Below are 22,448 nucleotides of genomic sequence, written 5' to 3'. Positions count from 1 at the left end.
GTTGTGTCCTGCTCCGCCTCGGCCGGGCTGGGACCGGCCGCGACGGTCGTTCGGGGTGGTTCAGGCCGCGCTGGACTGGACCAGCTGAGCGGCCTGCTCGCGCTCGCCGCGAAGCGCACGGACGAGGACGTCGTGCACCTCGGCGGCGTCCGGCAGCTGCCAGCCGCACACCTCGGGCTTGACGCGCCAGTGCACGACCCCGTGCTGGAACGGCGACGGCGGCAGCGGGATGTAGCTGTCCTTGCCGTGCCACTGGATCGAGGTGAGGGGGCCGAACTCGGCCGGCACGTGGTCGGCGACGGTGGTCAGGAAGAGCCAGCGGCCGTTCGGCAGCGCGATGATGGGCGCCGGGTGGCCGAGGGCACGCAGGAGGCGGCAGGCGCGCTTGCCGAGTTCGTCGTCGACCTCGATGGCGTCGAGGACGGTGCCGGTGGCGACGAGGAGGCTGTGGGTGCGGTCGGAGAACCAGGTGGCGACCTCGTGGGCGTGGGTGCCGATCTGCTCGCGCCAGGCGTCACTGGCCGGAACCGGACGGCGCCAGGTGAGGTCGTCGCCGTCGGCCGGCGGAGCGGGGTTGACGCCCGGGAGCACCGGCCAGCCACGCCAGGCGAGACCGATCGCCTCCGCCCGCAGTTCGATGCGGAAGGCGCCCCGCCAGCTGTCCGGCCAATTCGCGTCCAACATTGTGTTTCCTGCCTTCAAGGTCCGGTTCTCCGCGACCCGCTAGACCCGGTCGTGGTGTCGCACATCTCACTTAACGGCAAGTTGCACATTGCCCGGAACCCCCGCGCGACAACCGGTGGTTACGGGGCGATGAACGCCCAGTGATCCATACGGCCCGACCGAATCCGGCGGCGCGGATCGACGGTGAACGGCGACCGCACACGGACCGTTCGTCGTGCGAAAGCCCAGGACGGGCCTGCCGTTTCAGGGTCGTGCGCCAGGCGAAACGTGCCGGTTCAGCCCAGGTGAGCAGCCGATTCGACCGCTCGCCGTGCACTGACGACCGCTGCCCGTGACAATCGGCCGCTCATCGCCCGGCCCGGCGGATCAGCCGGTCATCGGCGCATACCGACCGGTCGGCGTTCGGCGAGCGGTGACGGCCGAGACCGCGGTCGGTGGCGGCCAGACGAACGCTCGCCTGGCTCGTCGGCTGGATGGTTCGCGCGCGAGGCGTGGCACCTGTGCCACGGTCGAGGGGTCACGGTGGTTGGCCAGTGGGGCCGGCGCGGGCCCGCGCCGACAGTGCGGACATGCCGCCGAGACCGAGGGCCGGGGCCTGGACTTCGACGAAGGCGTCGAGGCGCTGCCATCGGCAGGCGAGAAGCGTGACTCCCATCCGGTCGGCGACCCACCTGGCGCGTTCGCACGCCTGGGCCGGGCCTTCCGCGGCGTGCGAAGCCGCGGCGAGCGCGCCCAGATCGGCCGCGGACTCGGCGCGGTGCCGGGCGAGGACCGCGGCGCCGAGCCAGAAGCCGAGTACCGCCACCCCGGCCAGCGCGGCCACCGCCATTGCCGTCCAGATGGTGGCCACTCCGCTGTCGCGGCTGTCTTGAGGATGTGGCCAGTCTCGCTGGCTGGGCGACGGCGGCCGGGTGGGCGTTCGCCGGTCAACCTGGTGCATTCCCGGCCTCCGTGCCCGGCTCGGCGACCGCGTAGGCCGTGGCGTCCAGGTGAACCGCCGGGAGCAGCCTGCCTGCCGGGCGGGCCGTGACCTGCACCGAGATCGCGTCACCCCTCTGCTGGACGGTGAGGCTCGCCCCCGCCGGCGCTATCCGGTGGACCACTGCCGCGGCCTCGTGGGGCTGGCCTCTCGCCAGCAGGCGGGCCGCCTCGCGGGCCGCGTCCGTGCAGCGCAGCTGGCTCGTCAGCACCGTGAGGCCCGCGACCAGCAGCACCGTCATCACGGCCAGGCCGGCCAAGCCGAGCGCTGCCTCGACGGTCACCGAACCTTCGTCGCGGCAGCTCATGACGGCACCGTCAGGGCCTTCATGAGCAGACCGGTCAGCCATGAGACGACCGAGTCCCCGGTCAGCAGGCTGTAGAGGACAGCCGCGAAGGCCGCGACCGCAACCGTGACGATGGCGTACTCGACCGTCGTGGAGCCGTCGTCGGGGCGGGGGTGCCGCCGGTGGAACGTGCGCATGGGATTCCCTTCACTTGCGGTGGTCAGAAGAGCGGGCCGAGCTTTCCGGCCAGGCCGAGGACGACCGGCAGGACGCCCAGGCAGAAGAAGGCGGGCAGGAAACACAGGCCGACGGGCAGGGCGAGCGCCACCCCGGCCCGTTCGGCGCGTTCCTCCGCTTCGGTGGCCAGCTCGTCGCGGACACGTCCGGCGAGGTCGGCGGCGGCCGCGGCGAAGGCCGCGCCGGAACGGGACGTCCGGATCGCGGCGGCCGCCAGCTCGCCGAGTCCCGGAACGGCTCGCACCGGCGCCCAGGCCTCGTCGGGCCGGGAGCCGAGGGCGAGCAGCCCGGCGGTCGAGCGCAACGCCACGCCCGCTTCGGCGGGCGCGGTACCGGCCACGGCATCGAGAGCCGAGGGCACCGGCAGCCCGGCCTGCAGGCAGGCGGCGAGGAGGTCGAGCGTCCCCGCGAGCCGCAGCCTGGCGGCGATGTCCACGGCCGGTGATCGCGGCCGGCGGGTGCGGCGGATCGCCCACCACCCGGTGGCGGTCACGATCGCGCCCAGCACCACGCCGGTGACGCCGCCGACCAGCACCGCCGTCGAAACGCCGCCCAGGGTCGCCGCGAGGTGAGGTACCGCGCGGGGCCACTTGCGCACGGGCTCGGGGCTGCCGGCCAGCCGGCTCAAGCGCCGCAGCACGGCGACGTCGTCCGGCCAGACGAGCAGAGCGCCGGCGACGAGCAGAAGTGCGGTGGGGTTCATCGGGCACGCACCTGCCCGGTCAGGGCACGACACCAAGCCGTTCCGGCCCACAGCAGGACGCTTCCCGTGACCAGGAGCAGCCCGCCTGGTGTGCTGTCGGTCAGCACCGTCAGCGGGGCCGCGCCCATGGTTTGGCCGAGCAGCACGCCCAGGGCCGGGAGGCCGGTGAGTACCGCCGCGCTCGCTCGGGGGCCCGCCAGTTTCGCGCGTGTCCGGCGGGCGAATGCCAAGGCCGCCTCCGCGTCGCGGCGTGCCGCGTCCAGGACGTCGGCCATCGGTAAGCCGTGGCGGTTGGCCAGTGTCCAGGCCGCGGCCAGTTCCGGTAGGGCCGGTGCGTGCAGCTCCGTATCGAGCCGGGCCGCCGTCGCCAACGCCCGGAGGTCGCCCGCCACCTCCGGGACGACCTCCGCCGCCGCTTCCACGGCTGTCACCGGGTGGGCGCCGGACCTCAGTTCGGCCACCATCGTCCGCAACGCCGTCGCGGTGTGGGCCGCCGTCGCGAGGTCCGCGGCAGCGCGGTGGTGGGCTCGCCACTCCTGGCGCCACGCCAGCGTCAGCACGGCGACGGCGATCGCGCCTCCCGCTCCCGCCAGCAGTCCGGCGAGGGCCGACGGGAGCAGCCAGCGGAACACGCGCCACACCTCGGGGATCCGGACGGTCGTGCGTTGCTCGACCACCGCTTGGAGCCGGTTCGGCGGCGCCGGCCAGCACGCCAGAGCCGCGCCCACGCACAGCGGGACCCATGCGGTGATCATCGGCGCTTCCTCCGCTCGCGCGGGAACACGTTCACCAGCAACGAAAAGCGCACCAGCAGGAGGATCAGCACGCGATCGCCCCCGACGTCACGAACAGGTGGCGGTCGACCGTCCAGCGGCCGCTGCGCCACACCGGCACGACGCGCGCCCGGCCGTGTTCGGCGCGAAGCACGCCGACTTCGGCGAGCCGTCGCCGTCCGCCGGGCTCGCGGCGCATGTGCAGCACCACGCGGATCGCGGCGACGAGCTGGCTGTGCACCGCGTCGCGGCCGAGGCCGCCGAGTGCCGCCAGTGCCTCGATGCGGGCGGGCACCTCGGCCGGGGAATTGGCGTGGACGGTGCACGCGCCGCCGTCGTGCCCGGTGTTCAACGCGGTGAGCAGCGCGCCGACCTCGGCGCCGCGGACCTCACCGACCACCAGCCGGTCGGGTCGCATGCGCAGCGCCTGGCGCACCAGCTCGGGCAGGCCGACCGCGCCCGCACCCTCCACATTGGCCGGACGGGCGACGAGGCCGACGAACTGCGGGTGCGCGGGCTGCAACTCGCCGGCGTCCTCGACGCAGACGATCCGTTCACGCGGGTCGACCGCACCGAGTAGCGCGGCCAGGAGCGTGGTCTTGCCCGCGCCCGTGCCTCCGGTGACGAGAAACGCCATCCGCCGCGTGACGACGGTCTTCAGCAGCTTCGCGCCCTCCGCGTCGAACGCACCGAGTTCGCCGAGCGTGGCGAGGTCGTGCGTCGCCGGGCGCAGGACGCGAAGGGACAAACAGGTGCCGCCGGCCGCGATCGGTGGCAGGACGGCGTGCACGCGGATCCGGCCGTGGGGGCCGGCGGCGGGCAGCCAGCCGTCCACGAACGGCTGGGCGTCGTCGAGACGACGGCCCGCTGCGAGGGCGAGACGCTGGGCCAAGCGACGGACGGACTCTTCGCCGGTGAAGCGGACGCTGGTGCGGGTGAGGCCCGCGGGGCCGTCCGTCCAGACTTCGTCCGGGCCGGTGACGAGCACGTCGGTGATCGCGGGGTCGTCGAGGAGCGGGGCCAGCGGACCGGCGCCGACGAATTCGTCGCGGGCTCGGCGAGCCGCGTCGAGGACCGCGTCATGGCCCAGGGCACCGCCCGCTTCGGCGCGGACAGCGGTCGCGACGGCGACCGGATCGGCCCGCCGCCGATCGCCGGCGAGGCGGTGGCGGACTCGGTCCACGAAGTCGGTGGTCATCGGTTCACCGGCCTTCTCGGAGTGTGGGCCGGTGGCCGGCCGTGACGCGGGTACCGGGCGAAGGGCACGAGCAACGCTGCGGCGCCGGCAGCAACGTCAGGAAGTTCTCCGCGCTCACCGGGCCGCGGCTCGCCAGGGTCAAGACCGTGGCCAGCAGGAGCTCGCCCACCCTGATCGGGCCGCCCGGCGGGCGGAGATCCGCGGCGCTCATCGGGACGCTGCCCGGGCTTCGCGACGGGCCACCGCCAGGACTTCCGCCGCCGCCGAGGCCAGCGGTCCCGCCGGTTTGGCCGGGAACTCACCGCGCTCCACGGCGGCGGACAGGCCGCGCTCCGGGAGCATCGAGGCCAGCATGGGCGGCCCGAGGAGACCGGCCGTCCGGAGGGCCGAGGAGTCTTTCTTGGACCGTCCACAGGAGACCACGCCGGTGCGGGCCGTCAGTTCGGCGAGCCCGCGCAAGACCTGCTTCGCCGCCAGGCACGCGCGCAACTCCACCGGCACGATCATCACCACCAGGTCGGCCACCGCGACCGCTTCAGCCGCCGCGCCGCCGAGGGGCCGGGGGAGGTCGCACACGACCGTGCGGCCCGAGCGGCGGCCCGCGGAGAGGACCGCCGACAGCGACTCGACCGCCGGGCCCTCGCCCTCGCGGCCGCACGCCAGCACCGGGAGACTGCCGCCGCGATGTCTTCGTTGCGGGAGGGCCGCGGCCAGCGACGACATCGAAACCCGGCCGTCCAGCCGCAGGTCCGGCCAACGCGGTCCGGCCGTCTTTTCCAAGCCCACCAGCGCATCCAGGCCACCGCCGAGCGGGTCACAGTCCACCAGCAGGGCCCCGCCCGGATCGCGGTCGGCCACCAGCGCCAGCGTCGCGGCGAAGACGGACGCGCCCGCGCCACCCCGGCCGCCGACCACACCGAGCACCAGCCCGGGTTGCTCCGCCGGTGTCTCGACGATGTCGGCGAACGCGCCGATGAGCTCGGACTCCTCGTCGGGCAACGAGATCACGCGCTCGACGCCACCGCGGAACGCGTGCTCCCACGTCCGCGGTCCCGGGCTGCCCTTGCAGACCAGGAGGATCCCGGCGCGCCGGGGCAAGGTGGCCGGCAGCCGCGCGGTTTCTTCGTCGAGGACCACCAGTGGCGCACGGGCCCAGTGCCCGTGCGCCGCGGTCAGGTCCGGTGCGCGGTCGAACTCGCAGCCCGCGACCGCGGCCACGCGCAGGATCTCGTCGAGCACGGTTTCGTCCGCGGCGACCACGAGCGGTCGTTCCCCCGTCATGCGTTCCTCCCCCGTCGTCGGTGCGGGCCGTGGTGGCCCGGCTTCCACCGTCGCGGGCGGGGCACGGCGGCACAACGGGCCGGACGGCCGGCTGTGGACAACCGGGGTGTTGTGGACAACTGCCGCCCGGGGACCGGCTCGCGGACCGGTTCTGTCGGTGGGCTGTGGCAGGATCGCGCGCGCCCGTGACGCACCCGCGGCGGAATAGACACGAAAACCCGTTTTGGATGATCGCGGCACGATGCCGAAACCCGAACCCGGCGCCCGGGGAAAGAGGTGAAGGTAAACGGAAGGCAAGACGGTAGCCCTCGGCCGGAGCGCTCGCGAAAACGAAAATCGGACCGGGGCGAAGAAAAGCAAGGGGAAGGTAAGAGGGCGGCCCCCGCCAGGGGGGAGGGACGGGGGCCGCCGTGGGTTCAGCCCCGGGGGGTCGGACTGAACCGGCCCGGTTGGACACCGGGCCCGTTCACTGTAACTCCGCCCGGCACCGGTTCGCGCGCCGGACGACGCACACAGTTCGGTAACGGCACAGCGCGCCCGAAGTGCCTGCCTGTCATGGATTTTCCGCCCGCCGCGACGCGCGCGTGGTGGATCAACGGGACGCGCCTCGATCAAGCTTCTATCCTGGGCGGGTGGCCGAACCGAGCAGCGCGCCGTCGCGCATCCGGAAGCCGGGCCCGGAGCACGCGGTGGCCGCGTTCTTCGACCTGGACAAGACGATCATCGCTTCGTCGAGCGCACTGGCTTTCAGCCGGCCATTGCTCAAGGAGGGATTGATCAACCGTCGCGCCGCGTTGCGCAGCGCCTACGCGCAGCTGGTGTTCTCGCTCGCCGGCGCCGACGAAAACAAGACCGAACGGCTGCGCGCCGAGGTTTCCGCGCTCTGCGCGGGCTGGGACGTCGCCCAGGTTTCGGCGATAGTCCGCGAAACCCTGCACGACGTCGTCGACCCCCTCGTGTACGCGGAGGCGGCGGAACTGATCGCGCGCCACCACGCGGACGGGCACGACGTGATCGTGCTGTCGGCGACCGGCGAAGAGGTCGTCGCGCCGGTGGCGGAGATGCTCGGCGCGACCCGGAGCGTGGCGACGCGGATGCAGATCGTCGACGGCCGCTACTCCGGCGAAGTCGACTTCTACTGCTACGGCGCCAACAAGGCCGTCGCCGCGAAGCAGCTCGCCGCGACCTACGGCTACGACCTCGCCGAGTGCTTCGCCTACACCGACTCCAGCACCGACATCCCGCTGCTCGAGGTCGTCGGGCACCCGCACGCGGTCAACCCGGACAAGCTCCTGCGGCGGGAAGCCCTCGAACGCGGCTGGCCGATCCTGGCCTTCGACCGGCCCATGTCGCTGCGCACCCGGCTTCCGACGCGGTCGGCCGGGATGGTGGCGCTCGGTGTCGGCGCGGTGGCCGCCGGGGCGACCTGGTACGGCCTCAGCCGTCGCCGTCGGTCCCGATAGCGCGGGCCGGCCACCCACACGGCCGTACGGCCTCCACTTTGCTTGGCCCAGCCCCGAATTGTCCGTCGCGCAGGGTGCCCGTGTCACCCGATCCAGCCTCTGTACCGGTGCACCCGTACGCGCACTTGAAGTGACCGGGCTCACGGCGTAGAAAGTAGGTGCGGACGTTCGGTCGGCCAGGGAACAGGTAGAAGAGAAGCCTGTTCCACCCCGGCAAACCTCCGTGCGCGGACTCCGGGTACCCACGCGCAGCGCGCCGCGGGAGGCTCGTCGTCTAGGGACTGCGTAGTGGGACGCCACACGCCGAGTCCATGTAGGTACGACCAGAGTTGCACGCTTGGTCGCCCGAGATGTTCGCGCTTTGCAGGCGGCGCCCATGGCCCTCGGCCATGGGCGCCGCCTCGTCTCTGTGGGGGACGTGATCAGCCGGGCATCACGCGTGACTGGCGGGGCATCACCTGTGATCAGCGGGGCATCGCGCGTGAGCGGGAGCGGATCTCGCGTGATCGAAGCCGTGACTCGCGTGATCGGACGCGGAACTCGCCGGCCACCCGTTCGGCCCCTCGGCAACTTGCGAACGGCGAATTTCCTACCGATCCGGGTACGACTGGACCGTTCGTGCGGTCGGTCGATGGACAGCGCCGGATTCGGTGAGTAGCTTCCCGATACTGGCGCCTCCGAGTGGACTTCTGACGTCACCACCGGGCGCCCGCTACTTCTGGGAGGCTGGTCGTGACGACCCGAAATCGGAGGTTCCATGCGCTCGCCCTGCCCGTCGCGGGGGTGCTCGCCCTCACCGGTGTGGGTGTCGCGACCGCCGCGAGCGCACCGCGCGTGAGCGCGGACGCCCAGGCCGAGGCCGCGGCGACCCAGGCGCTGCGCGGGCTCACGCTCGAGCAGAAGGTCGGGCAGCTGTTCGTCACCTGGGTCAACGGCAAGTCGGCCGACGAGGTCAACCCGAAGAACCAGACCGACTTCGGCGTCGACACCCCCGCGCAGGTCATCCGGAAGTACCACTTGGGCGGTGTCATCTACTTCAACAACGACACGCGCGACAACTTCGACGACCCCGTCCAGGTCTCGAAGCTGTCCAACGGCCTCCAGAAGGCCGCCATCACGAGCGGGGCGCACATCCCGCTGCAGATCGCGGCCGACCAGGAGGGCGGGACCGTCACGCGGATGGGCGCGCCGGCCACCGAGTTCCCGAACGCCATGGCCATCTCGGCCGGGCGCGACACCGACCGCGCGACGCAGGCCGCCACGATCCTCGGCCGCGAACTGCGGGCCGTCGGCATCAACCAGGACTTCGCGCCCGACTCGGACGTCAACTCCAATCCCGTCAACCCGGTCATCGGCGTCCGGTCCTTCTCCGGGCAGCCGGGCCTGGCCGGCGACTTCGTCACCGCCGAGGTGAAGGGCTTCGAGAAGTCCGTCGCGGCGACCGCCAAGCACTTCCCCGGGCACGGCGCCGCGCCGACCGACAGCCACACCGGGCTGCCCCGGATCGACAGCACCGAGGCTTACTGGCGCGCCACCGACGTGCCGCCGTTCAAGGCCGCGATCGCGGCCGGCGTCGACTCGATCATGAGCGCGCACATCCAGTTCCCCAGCCTCGACCCGTCGCTCGAGCCGGCGACGCTGTCGAAGCCGATCATCACCGGCAGGCTGCGCGGCGAGCTGGGCTACAACGGTGTCGTGATCACCGATTCGCTCGAGATGGAGGGCGTGCGCAAGCTGCACAGCGACGCCGAAATCCCGGTGCTTGCGCTCAAAGCAGGCGTCGACCAGCTGCTCATGCCGGTGCACCTCGACGTCGCGATCAACTCCGTGCTCAACGCCGTGAAGTCGGGTGAGATCCCGATGTGGCGGATCGATCAGAGCGTGCTGCGCGTGCTGAAGCTGAAGTTCAAGCGCGGCATCCTGTTCTCGCCGTTCGTCGACCCGGGCCGCGTGATGAAGACCGTCGGCATCCCGTCGAGCCTGGCCACCGCCCAGGACATCGCCGACCGCGGCATCACGGCCATCGCGAACGACGCCGGTCTCCTGCCGCTCAAGCAGAAGCCCGCGACGACACTGGTCACCGGCTGGGGCGTTTCCACGACGGCGTCCCTCGCGCAGAAGCTAACTGCGCACGGCACGGCCGCGACGGCCTACCAGACCGGTCAGGCTCCGACGGACGCGCAGATCGCGCAGGCGGTCGCGAACGCCGCGAAGGCCGACCTCGTCGTCGTGCTGACCAACAACATCGCCACCTACCCGCTGCAGACCAAGCTGCTCGACGCCCTGCAGGCCACCGGAAAACCGGTCGTCGCCGTCGCCGCCCAGATCCCGTACGACGCCGGTTTCCCGACCACGGTGCAGACCTGGCTGGCCACCTACGGCTACATCGGCCCGACCCTGGAGGCCCTGGCCAAGGTCATCCTCGGCGAGACGAAGCCGGTCGGGAAGCTGCCGGTCGACATCTCGGCGGGCGCCGACGTGCACACCGTGAAGTACCCGTTCGGCCACGGGCTGACGTGGTGAACCTGAACCGGCGGCACTTCCTCGGCGCGAGCACGCTCGCGGTCCCGGCGCTGGCGGGCGGCTCCGCCGTCGCGGGAGCCCACCCCGAGCAGCCGGCGCAGGCACCGGAACACGGCCGTGTCCTCACCGGCGCCGAGCAGCTGGCCGCGCAGGGCTGGCGGCCGCTGAAGGGCCGCAAACTCGGCGTGCTGTCGAACCCGACCGGCGTCCTGCTGAACGGCGACCACATCGTCGACTCGATGGTCGCGGCCGGGGTGAAACCGGTCGCGGCCTTCGGTCCCGAGCACGGCTTCCGCGGCAGCGCGCAGGCCGGTGGGTCCGAGGGCGACTACACCGACCCGCGCACCGGCGTGCCGGTGTACGACGCGTACGGCGTTGACGCGACGAAGCTCGCTTCGCTGTTCACCAAGGCGGGCGTCGACACGGTCGTGTTCGACATCGCGGACGTCGGGGCGCGTTTCTACACCTACATCTGGTCGCTCTACACCGCGATGGTGGCCGCGGCGCAGGTCAAAGCCGCCTTCGTCGTGCTCGACCGGCCGAACCCGCTCGGCGGCCGGGCGGCCGGGCCGGTGCTCGACCCGAAGTTCGCCTCCGGGATCGGGCGGAAGCCGATCGCGCAGCAGCACGGCATGACCGTCGGCGAGCTGGCGCGCTTCTTCGCCGAGGAGTTCCTGCCCGGCGAAGGCGTGCAGCTCGAGCACCTCGATGTTGTCCAGGTCCGCGGCTGGCAGCGCGACACGCTGTTCGCGCGGACCGGCCTGAACTGGGTGCTGCCGAGCCCGAACATGCCGACGCCGGACACCGCCCTCGTCTACCCGGGCACCGGGATGTTCGAAGGCACGGTGTTCTCCGAGGGCCGGGGCACCACCCGGCCGTTCGAGATCATCGGCGCACCCGGGCTCGACTGGCGCTGGCGCGAAAAGCTCGAAGACCTGCGGCTGCCCGGGGCGCGGTTCCGCGAGATCTACTTCGTGCCGACGTTCAGCAAGTTCGTCAACCAGACGTGCGGCGGCGTGCAGGTGGGTGTCGACGACCCGCGGGCCTTCGACGCGATCCGGACCGCGGTCGCCATGCTCGTCACGGCGAAGGCCCTGCACCCGGACGTCTTCGCCTGGCGTCCCGACAACTACATCGACAAGCTCTCCGGGTCCGATCGCCTGCGGACCATGGTCGACGCCGGTGCGGGCGTCGACGAGGTCACCGGGGCCTGGCGGGCCGAGCTGGCCGAGTTCGACCGGAAACGTCGCCGCTACCTGCTCTACCGCTGAGAGGAAGAGTCGTGCGTGCTAGGAAGGTCCTCGCCGCGGCCACCGGAGTGCTGGTCGCGCTGACCACGTTGACCTCGGGAGCCAGCGCCATCACCGGACGCCACGACCCCAGCGCCGGCCGCTTCGACCGGCCGCACCAGGGCTTCGCCGCGCCGTGGACGACCCTGCGGGCGGGAAAGCCGCAGGACGTCGGCCTCGACCCGGCGCCGATCAAGGCGGCGGAGGACTTCCTGGCGAGCTGGACGAAGCCGGACGCCACCGGCCACCCGCACTTCTCCGGCGCGGTCGGCCTGCTCGCGCACGACGGCGTGGTCGTCGACCGGTACGCGGTCGGCGGCGCGCTGCGGTACGCCGACGCCAAGGGCACCGAGCTGCCCGCGGACCAGCAGGTCCCGATGCGCGACGACACGATCTTCGACATGGCGTCGATCTCGAAGCTGTTCACGTCGATCGCCGTGCTGCAGTTGGCCGAGCGCGGGCAGCTGACCATCGACACCCCGGTCTCCCGCTTCTTCCCCGAGTTCGCCACCGGCGACAAGGCCGCCATCACGGTCGAGATGCTGCTCACGCACACCTCCGGGTTCGACGCCGACCCGATCCCATCGCTGTGGGCCGGCTACCCGGACATCCCGTCGCGCCGGCAGGCCGTGCTCGACAGCCCGCTGAAGAACAAGCCGGGCACGACCTACCTCTACTCGGACATCAACCTGCTGACCCTCGGCTTCATCGTCGAGAAGCTGACCGGGCAGTCGCTGGACAAGGTCGTCCACGATCGGATCACCGCGCCGCTCGGCATGGCCGACACCGGTTACAACCCGCCCGCGGCGAAGCTGAACCGGATCGCCGCGACGGAGTTCGAGGCCAACCCGCCGCGGGGGATGGTGCGCGGCAGCGTGCACGACGAGAACGCGTGGTCGCTCGGCGGCGTCGCCGGGCACGCCGGCGTGTTCAGCACGGCGAGCGACATGGCCGTGCTGGCCCAGACCGTCCTCAACGGCGGCAGCTACCGCGGGCACCGCGTCCTGCGCGAGGACACCGTGCGCGAGATGCTGACGAACTACAACCGGCAGTTCCCGGACGACTCGCACGGCCTGGGCTTCGAGCTCGACCAGCCCTGGTACATGGGTGCGCTGGCGTCGCCGGTCAGCGCCGGGCACACCGGTTTCACCGGGACGACGCTGGTCATCGACCTCCAGTCGCGGTCGTTCGCCATCCTGCTGACCAACCGGGTGCACCCGACGCGCACCTGGGGTTCGATCAACACCGCCCGCCAGGTTTGGGCGACGTCGCTGGCCAGGGCCATGGCCGTGCGGCCGGTGGCGGGCAAGGACGCCTGGACGAGCACTCTGGGTAACGCGAGCGTTGCCACGCTGAGTACCCGGTCATTTACTACGCATAGTGATCAAGCAGTCGTTTCCTTCTTCGCTTTCGTGGACACCGAGGGCAGCAGTGATCCACTTCAGCTGCAGGCCAGCACCGACGGCGTGAACTGGCAACCGATCACGGTATCGGTATCCGGGCCGGGCGCACCCTCCGGAAGCGTGACGTCGCTCTCCGGACACGGGCACCGTGCCTGGTGGAAGGTGGCGGGCGCGGTGCCGCAGGGCCCGGCGGTGAGCCTGCGATGGCGTTACGGCACCGACCCGAGTTACACCGGCCGCGGAGTTTCCGTGGACGGTGTGAAAGTCACCGAGAGCGGCCGATCACTCCTCGACGGTGAACGAGACCCCGCTGCTTTCGTCGCAGAGGGTTGGCAATTGAGCTCTCGGTGACCCCTCTGTCGCCGAACGTCGACCAACCGCCGGAATTTACCGTCCTCTTGCCGCTTGCACCGCGACACTAAGTTGCCAAGTCGTTAGCTAGACCGCGTTAACAAGGTCGACCCTGTTGGCGACTTTCTGGTCAACGATTAATCGCAAATCTAGATCCGCAGACACGGACGGGTTGCGATCGTACCGAAGGGTGTGGGTAGCCTTGTCGCAAATGCCAACGGTTAGTAACTTTCCGACGGTGAGTGATACCGAATCCGTAGTCGGCCCGGCACCGTCCGAGCCCGCATCGGTCCAGACGGCCGTGCGAGACGCCGACTCCAGCCCGCTGGTGCGGATCCGGTCGCTGCTCCCCGGCCTGGCCCGCGCCGAGCAGCGCGTGGCCAAGGTGGTGCTGGAAGATCCCGCGCACGTGGCGCGACGCAGCATCACCGAGGTGGCCCTGGCCGCCAACACGAGCGAGACCACGGTGACGCGGTTCTGCAAGGCCGTCGGCGTCGGCGGGTACCCGCAGCTGCGCATCGCGCTGGCGGCGGACACCGCCCGCACCGAGGCGCGCACCACGCGCAACCTCGGCGGCGAGATCGGCCCGGAGGACGACCTGGCCGCCGTGATCGGCAAGGTCAGCTTCGCCGACGCGCGAGCCGTCGAGGAGACGGCCGACCAGCTCGACATCGCCACGCTGGAGCGGGTGATCGCCGCCGTCGCGAGCGCCGGCCGCGTGGACGTCTACGGCGTGGGCGCCAGTGCGTTCGTCGCCGCGGACCTGCAGCAGAAGCTGCACCGCATCGGCCGCGTGTGCTTCGCGTGGTCGGACACGCACATCATGCTCACCTCGGCCGCGGTGCTGAGCCCCGGTGACGTCGCGATCGGCGTCTCGCACACCGGCGCGACCACCGACACCGTCGAGGCGCTGCGCGTGGCGCGCGAGCACGGCGCGAGCACCATCGCCGTGACGAACTTCCCGCGCTCCCCGATCACGGAGGTCGCCGACCACGTTTTGACGACCGCGGCGCGGGAAACCACCTTCCGTTCGGGAGCGACGGCGAGCCGGATCGCCCAGCTCACCGTCATCGACTGCCTGTTCATCGGGGTCGCGCAGCGGCACATGGACGCCTCGGTCAACGCCCTGGACGCGACGAGGGACGCGGTCGGCTCACACCGCTTGGGGGTCAGGCCGGACGGTCGTCGCCGTCCGCGGGAAACCGGCAAGTAATGACCGACGAAAATGTGAGGCGCATGATGACCGTCCCCGTGCAAGCGGTGCACGTCGATTCGCCGACCGAGACCCGCAATCCCCGCACCACGGACATCGACCTGATGTCCACCGCGGGGATCCTGGGCGCGATCAACGCCGAGGACCGCACGGTCCCCGGTGCCGTCGCCGCGGTGCTGCCCCAGGTGGCGCGCGCGGTGGACTACGCGGTGGACGCCCTGCGGGCGGGGGGCCGGGTGCACTACGTCGGCGCGGGGACGTCCGGGCGCCTGGCCACCCTGGACGCGGCCGAGCTGGTGCCGACGTTCAACGTGCCGGGCGACTGGTTCGTCGCGCACCACGCCGGCGGCGAGCGCGCGCTGCGCAACGCCGTCGAAAACGCGGAGGACGACTCGGCGGCGGGCGCCGCCGAGATGGCCGCCATGGTGCAGCCGGGTGACTTCGTGCTGGGGCTGACGGCGTCGGGCAGGACGCCGTACGTGCTGGGTGCGCTGGCCGCGGCGTCGCGCCAGGGCGCCCGGACCGGGCTGGTCTCGGGCAACGCCAAGGCCGCGAAGCCGGCCGGGGTGGACGTGCTCATCGCCGTCGACACCGGCCCGGAAGCGATCGCCGGCTCGACCCGGATGAAGGCGGGCACGGCGCAGAAGATGATCCTGACGTCGTTCTCCACCGCGACGATGATCAAGCTGGGCCGGACCTACTCCAACCTGATGGTCAGCATGCGGGCCACCAACGCGAAGCTGCGCGGCCGGACCATCCGGATCCTGCAGGAGGCCACCGGCATGACGATGGCGGACTGCTCGGACGCGCTCACCGAAGCCGGGGGCGACCTCAAGGTGGCGCTGGTGCACTTGTTGTCCGGTGAGGACGTCAAGAGCGCCGCGAAGGCGTTGCACGCGTCGGGCGGGCACGTGCGCAAGGCGTTGGACCTGGTACGGGTGCGCGCTAGCTAGACCATCATCTGTTCATCTGTCTACCCTCTCAGATGAGAGTGAGGCAGGTGGGCGATGGCGGGCACGGACGAGGACTCGCGGCGCGGGCTGTCGCGTCGCGAGTGGGTGTCGATCGGCGGGATGGCCGGATTCGTCCTGCTGCTGAACGTCGTGGGCTGGGGCGTGCTCACGGCGTTCGTCGCGCCGCACCACTACGCGCTGGGCACGTCCGGCGTGTTCGGGATCGGCCTCGGCGTCACGGCCTTCACGCTGGGCATGCGGCACGCGTTCGACGCCGACCACATCGCCGCGATCGACGGCACCACGCGCAAGCTGATGGCCGACGGACGGCGGCCGCTGTCGGTCGGGTTCTGGTTCTCGCTCGGGCACTCGACGGTCGTCTTCGCGCTGTGCCTCCTGCTCTCCCTCGGCGTCCGCGCGCTGGCCGGGCAGGTCGAGGACGGCTCCTCGGCGTTGCACGAAGCCACCGGTGTGATCGGGACGTCGGTGTCCGGCGTGTTCCTGTACGTGATCGCGATCCTGAACCTCGTGGTGCTCGTCGGGATCCTGCGAGTCTTCAAGAAGATGCGCCACGGCGAGTTCGACGAAGCCGCGCTCGAACGCCACCTGGACAACCGCGGCGTGCTGAACCGGTTGCTGCGCGGCGCGACGAAGGCCGTGCGCAAACCGTGGCACATCTACCCGGTCGGGCTGCTGTTCGGCCTGGGCTTCGACACCGCGACCGAAATCGGGCTGCTCGTGCTCGCCGCGGGCGCCGCGACGTTCGCGCTGCCGTGGTACGCGATCCTCGTGCTGCCGGTCCTGTTCGCCGCCGGGATGACCCTGTTCGACACCGTGGACGGCTGCTTCATGAACCTCGCCTACGGCTGGGCGTTCGCGAAGCCGGTGCGCAAGATCTTCTACAACATCACGGTGACCGCCCTGTCGGTCGCGGTGGCGCTGGTCGTCGGGACGATCGAGCTGGTGTCGATCCTGGCCGAGAAGCTGGACATCACGTCGGGTCCGTTGGCCGCGATCGCCTCGGTGAACCTCGACTACGTCGGCTTCGGGATCGTCGGGCTGTTCGTGCTGACCTGGGTCATCGCGCTGGCGGTGTGGCGGTTCGGGCGGATCGAAGAGAAGTGGTCGGCGAAGCTTTCCTGAGGACGGCGCCCAGCGCGGCGACGGCGGCGAGCGCGCCCGCGGGCCCCACCCACGACGGTCCCGCGGCGGCGAGAACCACCCCGCCCAGCGCGGAACCCAGCGCGCCGCCGAGGTAGATCGCCGAGCCGTTCAGTCCCAATGCGACAGCCGGGGCGTCCGGCGCGACCGTGAAGAGCCGGTGCTGCTGCGGCACCATCAGCATCCCGCCGAAGACACCGGAGAAGAGGGCGAGCACCAGCGCACCGGGCAACGACAGCACGGCGAGGTCCAGGACGGCGAGCACGACGGCGGTCCCGGCCAGCGACAGCGCGCGGACCTTCGCCGGGCCGAGGCGGTCGGTGGCGCGGCCCGCGAACGTCGTGCCGGCGACCTGGCCGAGCCCGGACCCGACCAGCACCCACGACAGCACCGCGCCGCTCGCGACCGGCGCGACCAGCACCGGGAGGTAGACGAACACCGTGAAACCGGCGATCGTGCCGAGGATCGTCACCAGCAGCACGCGAGCGACGGGCGGTCGCACGACCACGGCGAGCCGGGCGCGCAGGCCGGCCGCGGGCACGCGGACCTCGGGCAGGATCGGGATCAGCGCCGCGACGACGACCGCGACCCCGCCGATCCCCCACATCACCGCGCGCCAGCCGAACCAGTTCCCGGCCAGCACGCCGATCGGGACGCCGAGCACCATCGACACGCTCATCCCGGCGGCCACCGTCGCGAGCGCGCGGCCCCGGCGTTCTTCGGACGAGAGCGCCCCGGCGAGCACGTAGGCGTTGGATTGGAAGGCGGCCGCGCCGACCGCGGCGAGCACCCGCGCCGCGGCGACCACCGCGAACGACATGCCGAGTGCCTGCCCGGCCATGCCCACGGTGAACAGCGCCATGCCGCCGGCCAGCAGCCATCGGCGGTCCCAGCCGCCGGTGAACGCGGCGATGAGCGGCGACGCGATCGCGTAGGTCAGGGCGAAGACGGTGGTGAGCTGGCCCGCGACGGACTCCGTCACGTGCAGGTCGGCGGCGATGGCGGGCAGGAGGCCGTTGAGCACGAACCCGTCGGTGCCGACGGTGAACGTGCCCACCGCGAGGACGAGCAGGACCCCCAGCCGATCATTAGATGATCGTCGAATCGTCATGGGGCCATGATGGAGGTATACTTCGATCGTTGTCAAATGGTCGAAGGGAAAGCCGTGGCCCGAACGCTGCCCCAGCCGGCGCGCGAGGCGATCGAGATCGTGCCGGTGCTGCAGGCGCTCGCCGACCCCGTGCGCCTGGAACTGGTGCGCGAACTGGCGAAGGTGACCGAGCCGCGCAGCTGTGCGCTCGGCGAGTACGACGTCGACATCACCGCGCCGACGCTCTCGCACCACTGGCGGGTACTGCGCGAAGCCGGTCTGACCACGACGTTCGTCGAAGGCCGGACGCGCTGGGTCGAACTACGCCGCGAAGACGTGCAGGCGCGGTTTCCCGGCCTGCTGGACGCCGTCCTCGCCTAGCTCACGGGGCGTAGATGGTGAGGGTCGTCGGGCCGGTGAGACTCCCGATCCCCGAGCCGGCGCACGCGAGCGCATCCGGCGTCACGAGCGTCGCCACCTGGACCGCGCTGCCCGGCGTGTACCGCCCTGCCGTGATCACACCCGTGTTGGTGACCACGACCTGACCGGCGACCACCGTGGTCGTGAAGTTGTACGTGAAGGTGGTCGGCGCGGCCAGCGGATTGCCCCACACGTACGTGCGCGACGTCGACCCCGCGTTGAGCAGCGTCGTGCAGGAGACCACGTCGGTGAACACCTGCGTGTAGGTCGCGTTGAACGCCTGGGGGTCGGTGCAGACGGGGAACGTTCCGGTGAGAACACCGGACACGAGCCGAGGCGTGTTGGTGATGGGCGGGTCGTAGGTGACCGCCCAGGTGCCGGCACAGGTCTGGACGGCGGTCGCCGCGTGCGCCGGTCCCGCGGACGCGAGCACGCTCCCCGCCGCGGCGAGCACGGCCACCAGGAACGCACCGAACCTTCGCGACCGGCCCATGGCAGTCCCCCCCTCTGCGACAACCTTCGTAATAGACCACGAACGAGGACGCGCCGACTACCGCCGTTCCGGCACTCCAGGTCGAGGAGAAGCGGTCGTGACGCACCGGTGCTGCGGCCCGAGGACGCGCAGCACGTCCAGGACGTCGGTGCCGCCGGGCGGCGGGGTGAAGATCCGCAGCCGCTGGTCCGTCGCGGGCGTCGCCAGCACTTCGCAGTCGAACTCGATCGTGCCGAGCTCGGGGTGCACCAGCCGGTAGCGGTGGGCCCGGCGGACCGCGACCTCGTGCCGGTCCCACAGCGCCGCGAACTCGGCGCTCGCCGTGCGCAGCCGCGCGACCAGCGCGCGGGACGCCGGGTCGTCCCCGCGGTGGGCCACCGCGGCCCGCAGGTCGGCGACCAGCTCCCGGCCGTGCTCCTCGTGCTCCTCGGCCGCGAAGTGATCGCGGACGGACGGCTCGGTGAACCAGCGCAGCACGACGTTGCGGTCCTCCTCGGCCACCGAGCACACGCACCCGAACAACGCCAGCGCGAGGTCGTTCTGCGCCAGCACGTCACCCAGGTCGCTCAGCACCTGGACCGGGACGCCGTCGAGCCGGTCGAGCAGGTACAGCAGGCCCGGCCGCAGGTGCTCGCCCGCCCGCGCGCCCTCCGGCGGGCGGTGCCCGGCGAGCAGGTACAGGTGGTCGCGCTCGTCCTCGGTCAGCCGAAGGGCCCGCGCCAGCGCGGCCAGCAGCTGCCCTGACGGCTGCGGGCTTCTGGCCTGCTCGAGCCGCATGTAGTAGTCGGGCGACATCCCGGCGCGGGCCGCGACCTCCTCCCGGCGCAGGCCCGGCGTGCGCCGGCGCGGCCCCTCGGCCAGCCCGACGTCCCGCGGGGTCAGCCGCTCGCGGGACCGGCGCAGGAACCCGGCGAGGTCGGCGCGCTGCATTCCCATGCGTCCATGGATAGCACCGTTCGCCGGGCGCAGCCTCGGACCGCCGGTCCTAGGCAGACCGCTCCGTTCCCGCGCCGGGCGCGAAGCGGCACGGTCGAGGGCGACGAAAGGAGCACGCGATGAAGGCGGTGCGGTTCCACGAGTACGGCGGGATCGACGTCCTGCGGGTGGCGGAGGTGGCGCGTCCGGTGCCCGGCCCCGGGCAGGTACTGGTCGAGGTCCGCGCGGCCGGGATCCAGCCCGGCGAGACGATGATCCGGCGGGGAGCCCGGCACGGGCGCTGGCCGGCGACGTTCCCCTCCGGGCAGGGCAGCGACCTGGCCGGAGTCGTCGTCGAGGCCGGGCCGGAGGTGCGGGGCGTCGCGGTGGGCGACGAAGTCCTCGGCTTCACCCACGAGCGGGCGAGTCACGCGGAGTTCGTCGTGGTCGACGACTTCCGGCTGACCCCGCGTCCGAAGGGACTGTCCTGGGAGGTGGCCGGGTCGTTGTCCGTGGCGGGCACGACCGCGTACGCCACGGTCTTCGCGGTCGACCTCGAGCCGGACGACACGGTCGTCGTGTCCGGGGCGGCAGGCGGGGTCGGATCCCTCGCCGTGCAGCTGGCACGACGGCGCGGCGCGACGGTGATCGGGCTGGCGAGCGAGCGGAATCACGCGTGGCTGGCCGCTCACGGCGTCATCCCGGTCGAGTACGGCACTGGCGTGGCCGAGCGGATCCGGGACGCCGCAGGCGGCAAGGTCGACGCGTTCATCGACACGTTCGGCGATGGCTACGTCGAGCTGGCGATCGAGCTGGGCGTGCGGCCCGAGCGGATCGACACGATCCGCGACTGGGCGGCCGCGGCGCGGATGGGCGCCCGCACCGACGGCGAAGGCTCGGCGGCCTGCGCGGTCGTGGTCGGCGAGCTGGCCCGGCTCGCCGCGCGCGGACAGCTCGAGGTACCGATCGCCCGCACCTACCCCTTGGAGCGGGTCCGGGACGCCTTCCGCGAACTGGAACGGCGGCACACCCACGGCAAGATCGTGCTCCGGCCCTAGGAAGCCGCGTCCGAGATGCTCTTCGCTTCGCGCGCACCGGCTTCGAACGCTTCGCAGCAGAAGAGCAGCCACGCGCGTACGCCCTCGGGCGTCCCACCCGCGAACCCTTCTGCCGCCTCCAGATACCTGGGGACACGCCGGAAGAAGGCGACTTCGGGCACGCTCAGGGCCTTCGGGTCGAGGCCCGTCGCGACCATCGTGAGGCGCGCGGCCGCTCGCGCCACGACACCGTCCGCCGTGCCGAAAGGCTTGAGGGCCAACAGTTCCCCGTGCACCACGGCCGTCAGGACCGGGCCCGGCACCGACGTCGCTCCGGTCACGAGCTGGGCGAGCAGTTCGAGACGGCCACCGCCGGAATGCGGGCGCCCCAACGCGTCCGGGTCGTCGACGAGGTCCGCCGCGGCCAGGACGTGCAGGCGCGCCAACGCCTGCATCGGCGCGCGGCGCCACGTCGGCAGGATCGACTCCAGCGTCTCCGCGACGCGCAGCGCGCCCGCGAGGACCGGGTCGGCGACCGCGCCGTCGGCGGGCAGTTCGGGGTTCGCGCCCTCGATACCGGCGGACGCGCGGGCGGCCCGCACCGACGCCTCCGCCGCCGTCGCCGCGCCGCCGCGGAGGTTGGCCGGGAGGCGGTGGACCGCGAAGACCGCGTCCTGTGCGGACTTCGCCGCCGCTGCGACGCCTTCGAGGTCGAGCAGCGGCTTGAGCGGGTCACTCATGCGTCGAGCACCTGTCCTTCGCGGGTGACCACGGGCGGCAGCACCGACCACGGGAAGTTGATCCACTTTTCGGTGTGCCGCCAGACGTACTCGCACTTGACCGTCGAGTGCGGCTTTTCGTAGACGACCGCCGAGCGCACCTCGGCGACGTGCTCGAGGCAGTAGTCGCGGACCAGCTTGAGCGTGGCGCCGGTGTCGGCGACGTCGTCGGCGATCAGCACCTTCTTGCTCGTGAGGTCGACGACGTTGGGCACCGGCGGCAGCATCACCGGCAGGTCGAGGCGCTGGTCGACGCCGGTGTAGAACTCGACGTTCATCACGTGCAGGTTCTTCACGTCGAGCGCGTAGCCGAGCGAGCCGGCGACGAAGAGGCCGCCGCGGGCGATGGAGAGGATGAGGTCCGGCGCGAAGCCGTCGTCGGCGATGGTGTGAGCCAGTTCACGGCTCGCCGTGCCGAACAGCTCCCAGCTCAGCTCTTCCCGCTCTTCGGCCATCGATCTCGCCCTTCGTCGTGGTCCGCCGAGCATAGGCAACAGAGAAGTGGCCTCTGACAATGCTCGGAAATTGGCTATTCGAAGCAGCCAATGCCGGCTTTACGGTGATCACGTGAACGACTGGAGCACCCTCCCGGCCCTGTCCGGCGAGCACGTCCGCCTGGAGCCGTTGACCCGCGAGCACGCCAAGGGCCTGTTCGAGGCGGGGACCGACCCGGGCATCTGGGCGTGGCTGAGCACCCGGCAGCCCGCCGACCTCCCGGCCGCCGAGCGGCTGGTCGAGCAGGCGCTCGCCGACCCCGACCGGCGGCCCTTCGCGCAGATCGACGCCGTCTCCGGCCGCGTCGCCGGCACGACGTCGTACTACCAGGTCGTCGAGAAGCACCGGATCCTGTCGATCGGGCACACCTGGATCGGCGCGGACTGGCAGCGCACCGGGCTGAACACCGAGTCGAAGCTGCTCCTGCTCGGCTACGCGTTCGAAACCCTAGGCGCGCAACGGGTCGCGTGGGAGACCGACATCCGCAACCTGCGCTCGCAACGCGCCATCGAACGGCTTGGCGCGCTTCGCGAAGGCGTGCTGCGCGCGCACCGGATCCGGCCGGACGGCTCCTCGCGCGACACCGTCGTCTATTCGATGCTGGCGCCGGAGTGGCCGGCGGCGAAGGCACGGCTGAACGAACGCTTAGTCAGGGCGGTTCGGTAGACCGGCGGGCAGCGCGGGTGCAACCTTTTACAAGGCGGACTAACGTCGCTAGCGTG

The 22,448-nt window shown here is 71.8% G+C and carries 24 protein-coding genes; 10 read left to right on the top strand and 14 right to left on the bottom strand.

Going from position 1 to position 22,448, the window contains the following annotated elements:
* Positions 1-60: 60 nt before the first annotated feature.
* From CF165_RS05370 to ssd, 9 genes are all read right to left on the bottom strand, one after another.
* Positions 61-684 carry a bifunctional DNA primase/polymerase gene (locus CF165_RS05370; RefSeq protein WP_093946267.1) on the bottom strand — a complete coding sequence of 208 codons (624 nt, stop codon included), beginning with the start codon at positions 682-684 and terminating at the stop codon, positions 61-63.
* 517 nt (positions 685-1,201) lie between these two features.
* Positions 1,202-1,534 carry an Rv3654c family TadE-like protein gene (locus CF165_RS05365; RefSeq protein WP_093946266.1) on the bottom strand — a complete coding sequence of 111 codons (333 nt, stop codon included), beginning with the start codon at positions 1,532-1,534 and terminating at the stop codon, positions 1,202-1,204.
* Between the two features lie 76 nt (positions 1,535-1,610).
* The gene (locus tag CF165_RS05360) at positions 1,611-1,946 is read right to left on the bottom strand and encodes a TadE family type IV pilus minor pilin (RefSeq protein ID WP_093946265.1); all 336 of its coding nucleotides are present in this window, start codon (positions 1,944-1,946) and stop codon (positions 1,611-1,613) included.
* A gap of 20 nt (positions 1,947-1,966) precedes the next feature.
* A complete protein-coding gene (locus CF165_RS05355) occupies positions 1,967-2,146 on the bottom strand; it encodes a DUF4244 domain-containing protein (protein WP_093946264.1) in 180 nt (59 codons plus the stop codon).
* A 23-nt stretch (positions 2,147-2,169) separates the two neighbouring features.
* On the bottom strand, positions 2,170-2,889 hold the full coding sequence (locus tag CF165_RS05350; RefSeq protein ID WP_093946263.1) for a type II secretion system F family protein: 720 nt from the start codon (positions 2,887-2,889) through the stop codon (positions 2,170-2,172).
* Positions 2,886-3,644, bottom strand: a complete 759-nt coding sequence (locus tag CF165_RS05345) for a type II secretion system F family protein (protein WP_093946262.1) — start codon at positions 3,642-3,644, stop codon at positions 2,886-2,888. The genes CF165_RS05350 and CF165_RS05345 overlap by 4 nt, the downstream gene beginning before the upstream one ends.
* 64 nt (positions 3,645-3,708) lie before the next feature.
* Positions 3,709-4,860, bottom strand: a complete 1,152-nt coding sequence (locus CF165_RS05340; RefSeq protein WP_093946261.1) for a TadA family conjugal transfer-associated ATPase — start codon at positions 4,858-4,860, stop codon at positions 3,709-3,711.
* A 4-nt stretch (positions 4,861-4,864) separates the two neighbouring features.
* Positions 4,865-5,071, bottom strand: coding sequence for a hypothetical protein (locus CF165_RS05335; RefSeq protein ID WP_093946260.1), 207 nt, complete (start codon positions 5,069-5,071; stop codon positions 4,865-4,867).
* Positions 5,068-6,141: a septum site-determining protein Ssd gene (gene ssd, locus CF165_RS05330; RefSeq protein WP_093946259.1), complete on the bottom strand. Its 1,074-nt coding sequence runs from the start codon at positions 6,139-6,141 to the stop codon at positions 5,068-5,070. Before ssd ends, CF165_RS05335 begins: the two co-directional genes overlap by 4 nt.
* Positions 6,142-6,773: 632 nt before the next feature.
* On the opposite strand from ssd, the gene CF165_RS05325 reads away from it, so the two are divergent.
* The 7 genes from CF165_RS05325 (at position 6,774) to nicT (ending at position 16,479) form a co-directional block, all read left to right on the top strand.
* Entirely contained in the window at positions 6,774-7,604 is an 831-nt protein-coding gene (locus tag CF165_RS05325; protein ID WP_093946258.1) for an HAD family hydrolase, read from the top strand.
* A gap of 783 nt (positions 7,605-8,387) precedes the next feature.
* Positions 8,388-10,127 (top strand): glycoside hydrolase family 3 protein, encoded by a 1,740-nt coding sequence (locus tag CF165_RS05320; protein WP_093946257.1) that lies wholly within the window; start codon positions 8,388-8,390, stop codon positions 10,125-10,127.
* Positions 10,124-11,398, top strand: coding sequence for an exo-beta-N-acetylmuramidase NamZ family protein (locus CF165_RS05315; RefSeq protein WP_093946418.1), 1,275 nt, complete (start codon positions 10,124-10,126; stop codon positions 11,396-11,398). Before CF165_RS05320 ends, CF165_RS05315 begins: the two co-directional genes overlap by 4 nt.
* 47 nt (positions 11,399-11,445) lie before the next feature.
* Positions 11,446-13,170 carry a serine hydrolase domain-containing protein gene (locus tag CF165_RS05310; protein ID WP_093946256.1) on the top strand — a complete coding sequence of 575 codons (1,725 nt, stop codon included), beginning with the start codon at positions 11,446-11,448 and terminating at the stop codon, positions 13,168-13,170.
* A 238-nt stretch (positions 13,171-13,408) separates the two neighbouring features.
* Complete coding sequence (locus tag CF165_RS05305; RefSeq protein WP_439098491.1) at positions 13,409-14,383, top strand: MurR/RpiR family transcriptional regulator; 975 nt, start codon at positions 13,409-13,411, stop codon at positions 14,381-14,383.
* 23 nt (positions 14,384-14,406) lie between these two features.
* On the top strand, positions 14,407-15,336 hold the full coding sequence (locus tag CF165_RS05300) for an N-acetylmuramic acid 6-phosphate etherase (protein ID WP_093946255.1): 930 nt from the start codon (positions 14,407-14,409) through the stop codon (positions 15,334-15,336).
* Between the two features lie 54 nt (positions 15,337-15,390).
* Entirely contained in the window at positions 15,391-16,479 is a 1,089-nt protein-coding gene (gene nicT, locus CF165_RS05295; protein WP_093946254.1) for a Nickel transporter NicT, read from the top strand.
* Here nicT and CF165_RS05290 read toward each other — a convergent pair.
* Positions 16,415-17,608 carry an MFS transporter gene (locus CF165_RS05290; RefSeq protein ID WP_240521459.1) on the bottom strand — a complete coding sequence of 398 codons (1,194 nt, stop codon included), beginning with the start codon at positions 17,606-17,608 and terminating at the stop codon, positions 16,415-16,417. The genes nicT and CF165_RS05290 overlap by 65 nt on opposite strands.
* Before the next feature lie 54 nt (positions 17,609-17,662).
* On the opposite strand from CF165_RS05290, the gene CF165_RS05285 reads away from it, so the two are divergent.
* Positions 17,663-17,968 (top strand): ArsR/SmtB family transcription factor, encoded by a 306-nt coding sequence (locus tag CF165_RS05285; protein ID WP_093946416.1) that lies wholly within the window; start codon positions 17,663-17,665, stop codon positions 17,966-17,968.
* Position 17,969: 1 nt separating this feature from the next.
* Here the strand turns inward: CF165_RS05285 and CF165_RS05280 are convergent, their stop codons facing one another.
* Together CF165_RS05280 and CF165_RS05275 are read right to left on the bottom strand one after the other, a co-directional pair.
* The gene (locus tag CF165_RS05280; RefSeq protein WP_093946252.1) at positions 17,970-18,500 is read right to left on the bottom strand and encodes a hypothetical protein; all 531 of its coding nucleotides are present in this window, start codon (positions 18,498-18,500) and stop codon (positions 17,970-17,972) included.
* Between the two features lie 57 nt (positions 18,501-18,557).
* The gene (locus CF165_RS05275) at positions 18,558-19,430 is read right to left on the bottom strand and encodes a helix-turn-helix transcriptional regulator (protein WP_205660778.1); all 873 of its coding nucleotides are present in this window, start codon (positions 19,428-19,430) and stop codon (positions 18,558-18,560) included.
* 125 nt (positions 19,431-19,555) lie between these two features.
* On the opposite strand from CF165_RS05275, the gene CF165_RS05270 reads away from it, so the two are divergent.
* Complete coding sequence (locus CF165_RS05270) at positions 19,556-20,473, top strand: NADP-dependent oxidoreductase (protein WP_093946250.1); 918 nt, start codon at positions 19,556-19,558, stop codon at positions 20,471-20,473.
* Here CF165_RS05270 and CF165_RS05265 read toward each other — a convergent pair.
* Positions 20,470-21,192: a Fic family protein gene (locus CF165_RS05265; protein ID WP_093946249.1), complete on the bottom strand. Its 723-nt coding sequence runs from the start codon at positions 21,190-21,192 to the stop codon at positions 20,470-20,472. The two genes, CF165_RS05270 and CF165_RS05265, sit on opposite strands and share 4 nt — an antisense overlap.
* The gene (locus CF165_RS05260; RefSeq protein ID WP_093946248.1) at positions 21,189-21,686 is read right to left on the bottom strand and encodes a phosphoribosyltransferase; all 498 of its coding nucleotides are present in this window, start codon (positions 21,684-21,686) and stop codon (positions 21,189-21,191) included. The genes CF165_RS05265 and CF165_RS05260 overlap by 4 nt, the downstream gene beginning before the upstream one ends.
* Before the next feature lie 112 nt (positions 21,687-21,798).
* Here CF165_RS05260 and CF165_RS05255 point away from each other — a divergent pair, with 112 nt between their 5' ends.
* The gene (locus CF165_RS05255) at positions 21,799-22,392 is read left to right on the top strand and encodes a GNAT family N-acetyltransferase (RefSeq protein ID WP_093946247.1); all 594 of its coding nucleotides are present in this window, start codon (positions 21,799-21,801) and stop codon (positions 22,390-22,392) included.
* Positions 22,393-22,448 lie beyond the last annotated feature (56 nt).

Origin of the sequence: Amycolatopsis vastitatis, assembly GCF_002234595.1 — a bacterium.
Lineage (GTDB): Bacteria > Actinomycetota > Actinomycetes > Mycobacteriales > Pseudonocardiaceae > Amycolatopsis > Amycolatopsis vastitatis.
This window is presented reverse-complemented; position numbering and strand designations above follow the sequence as displayed.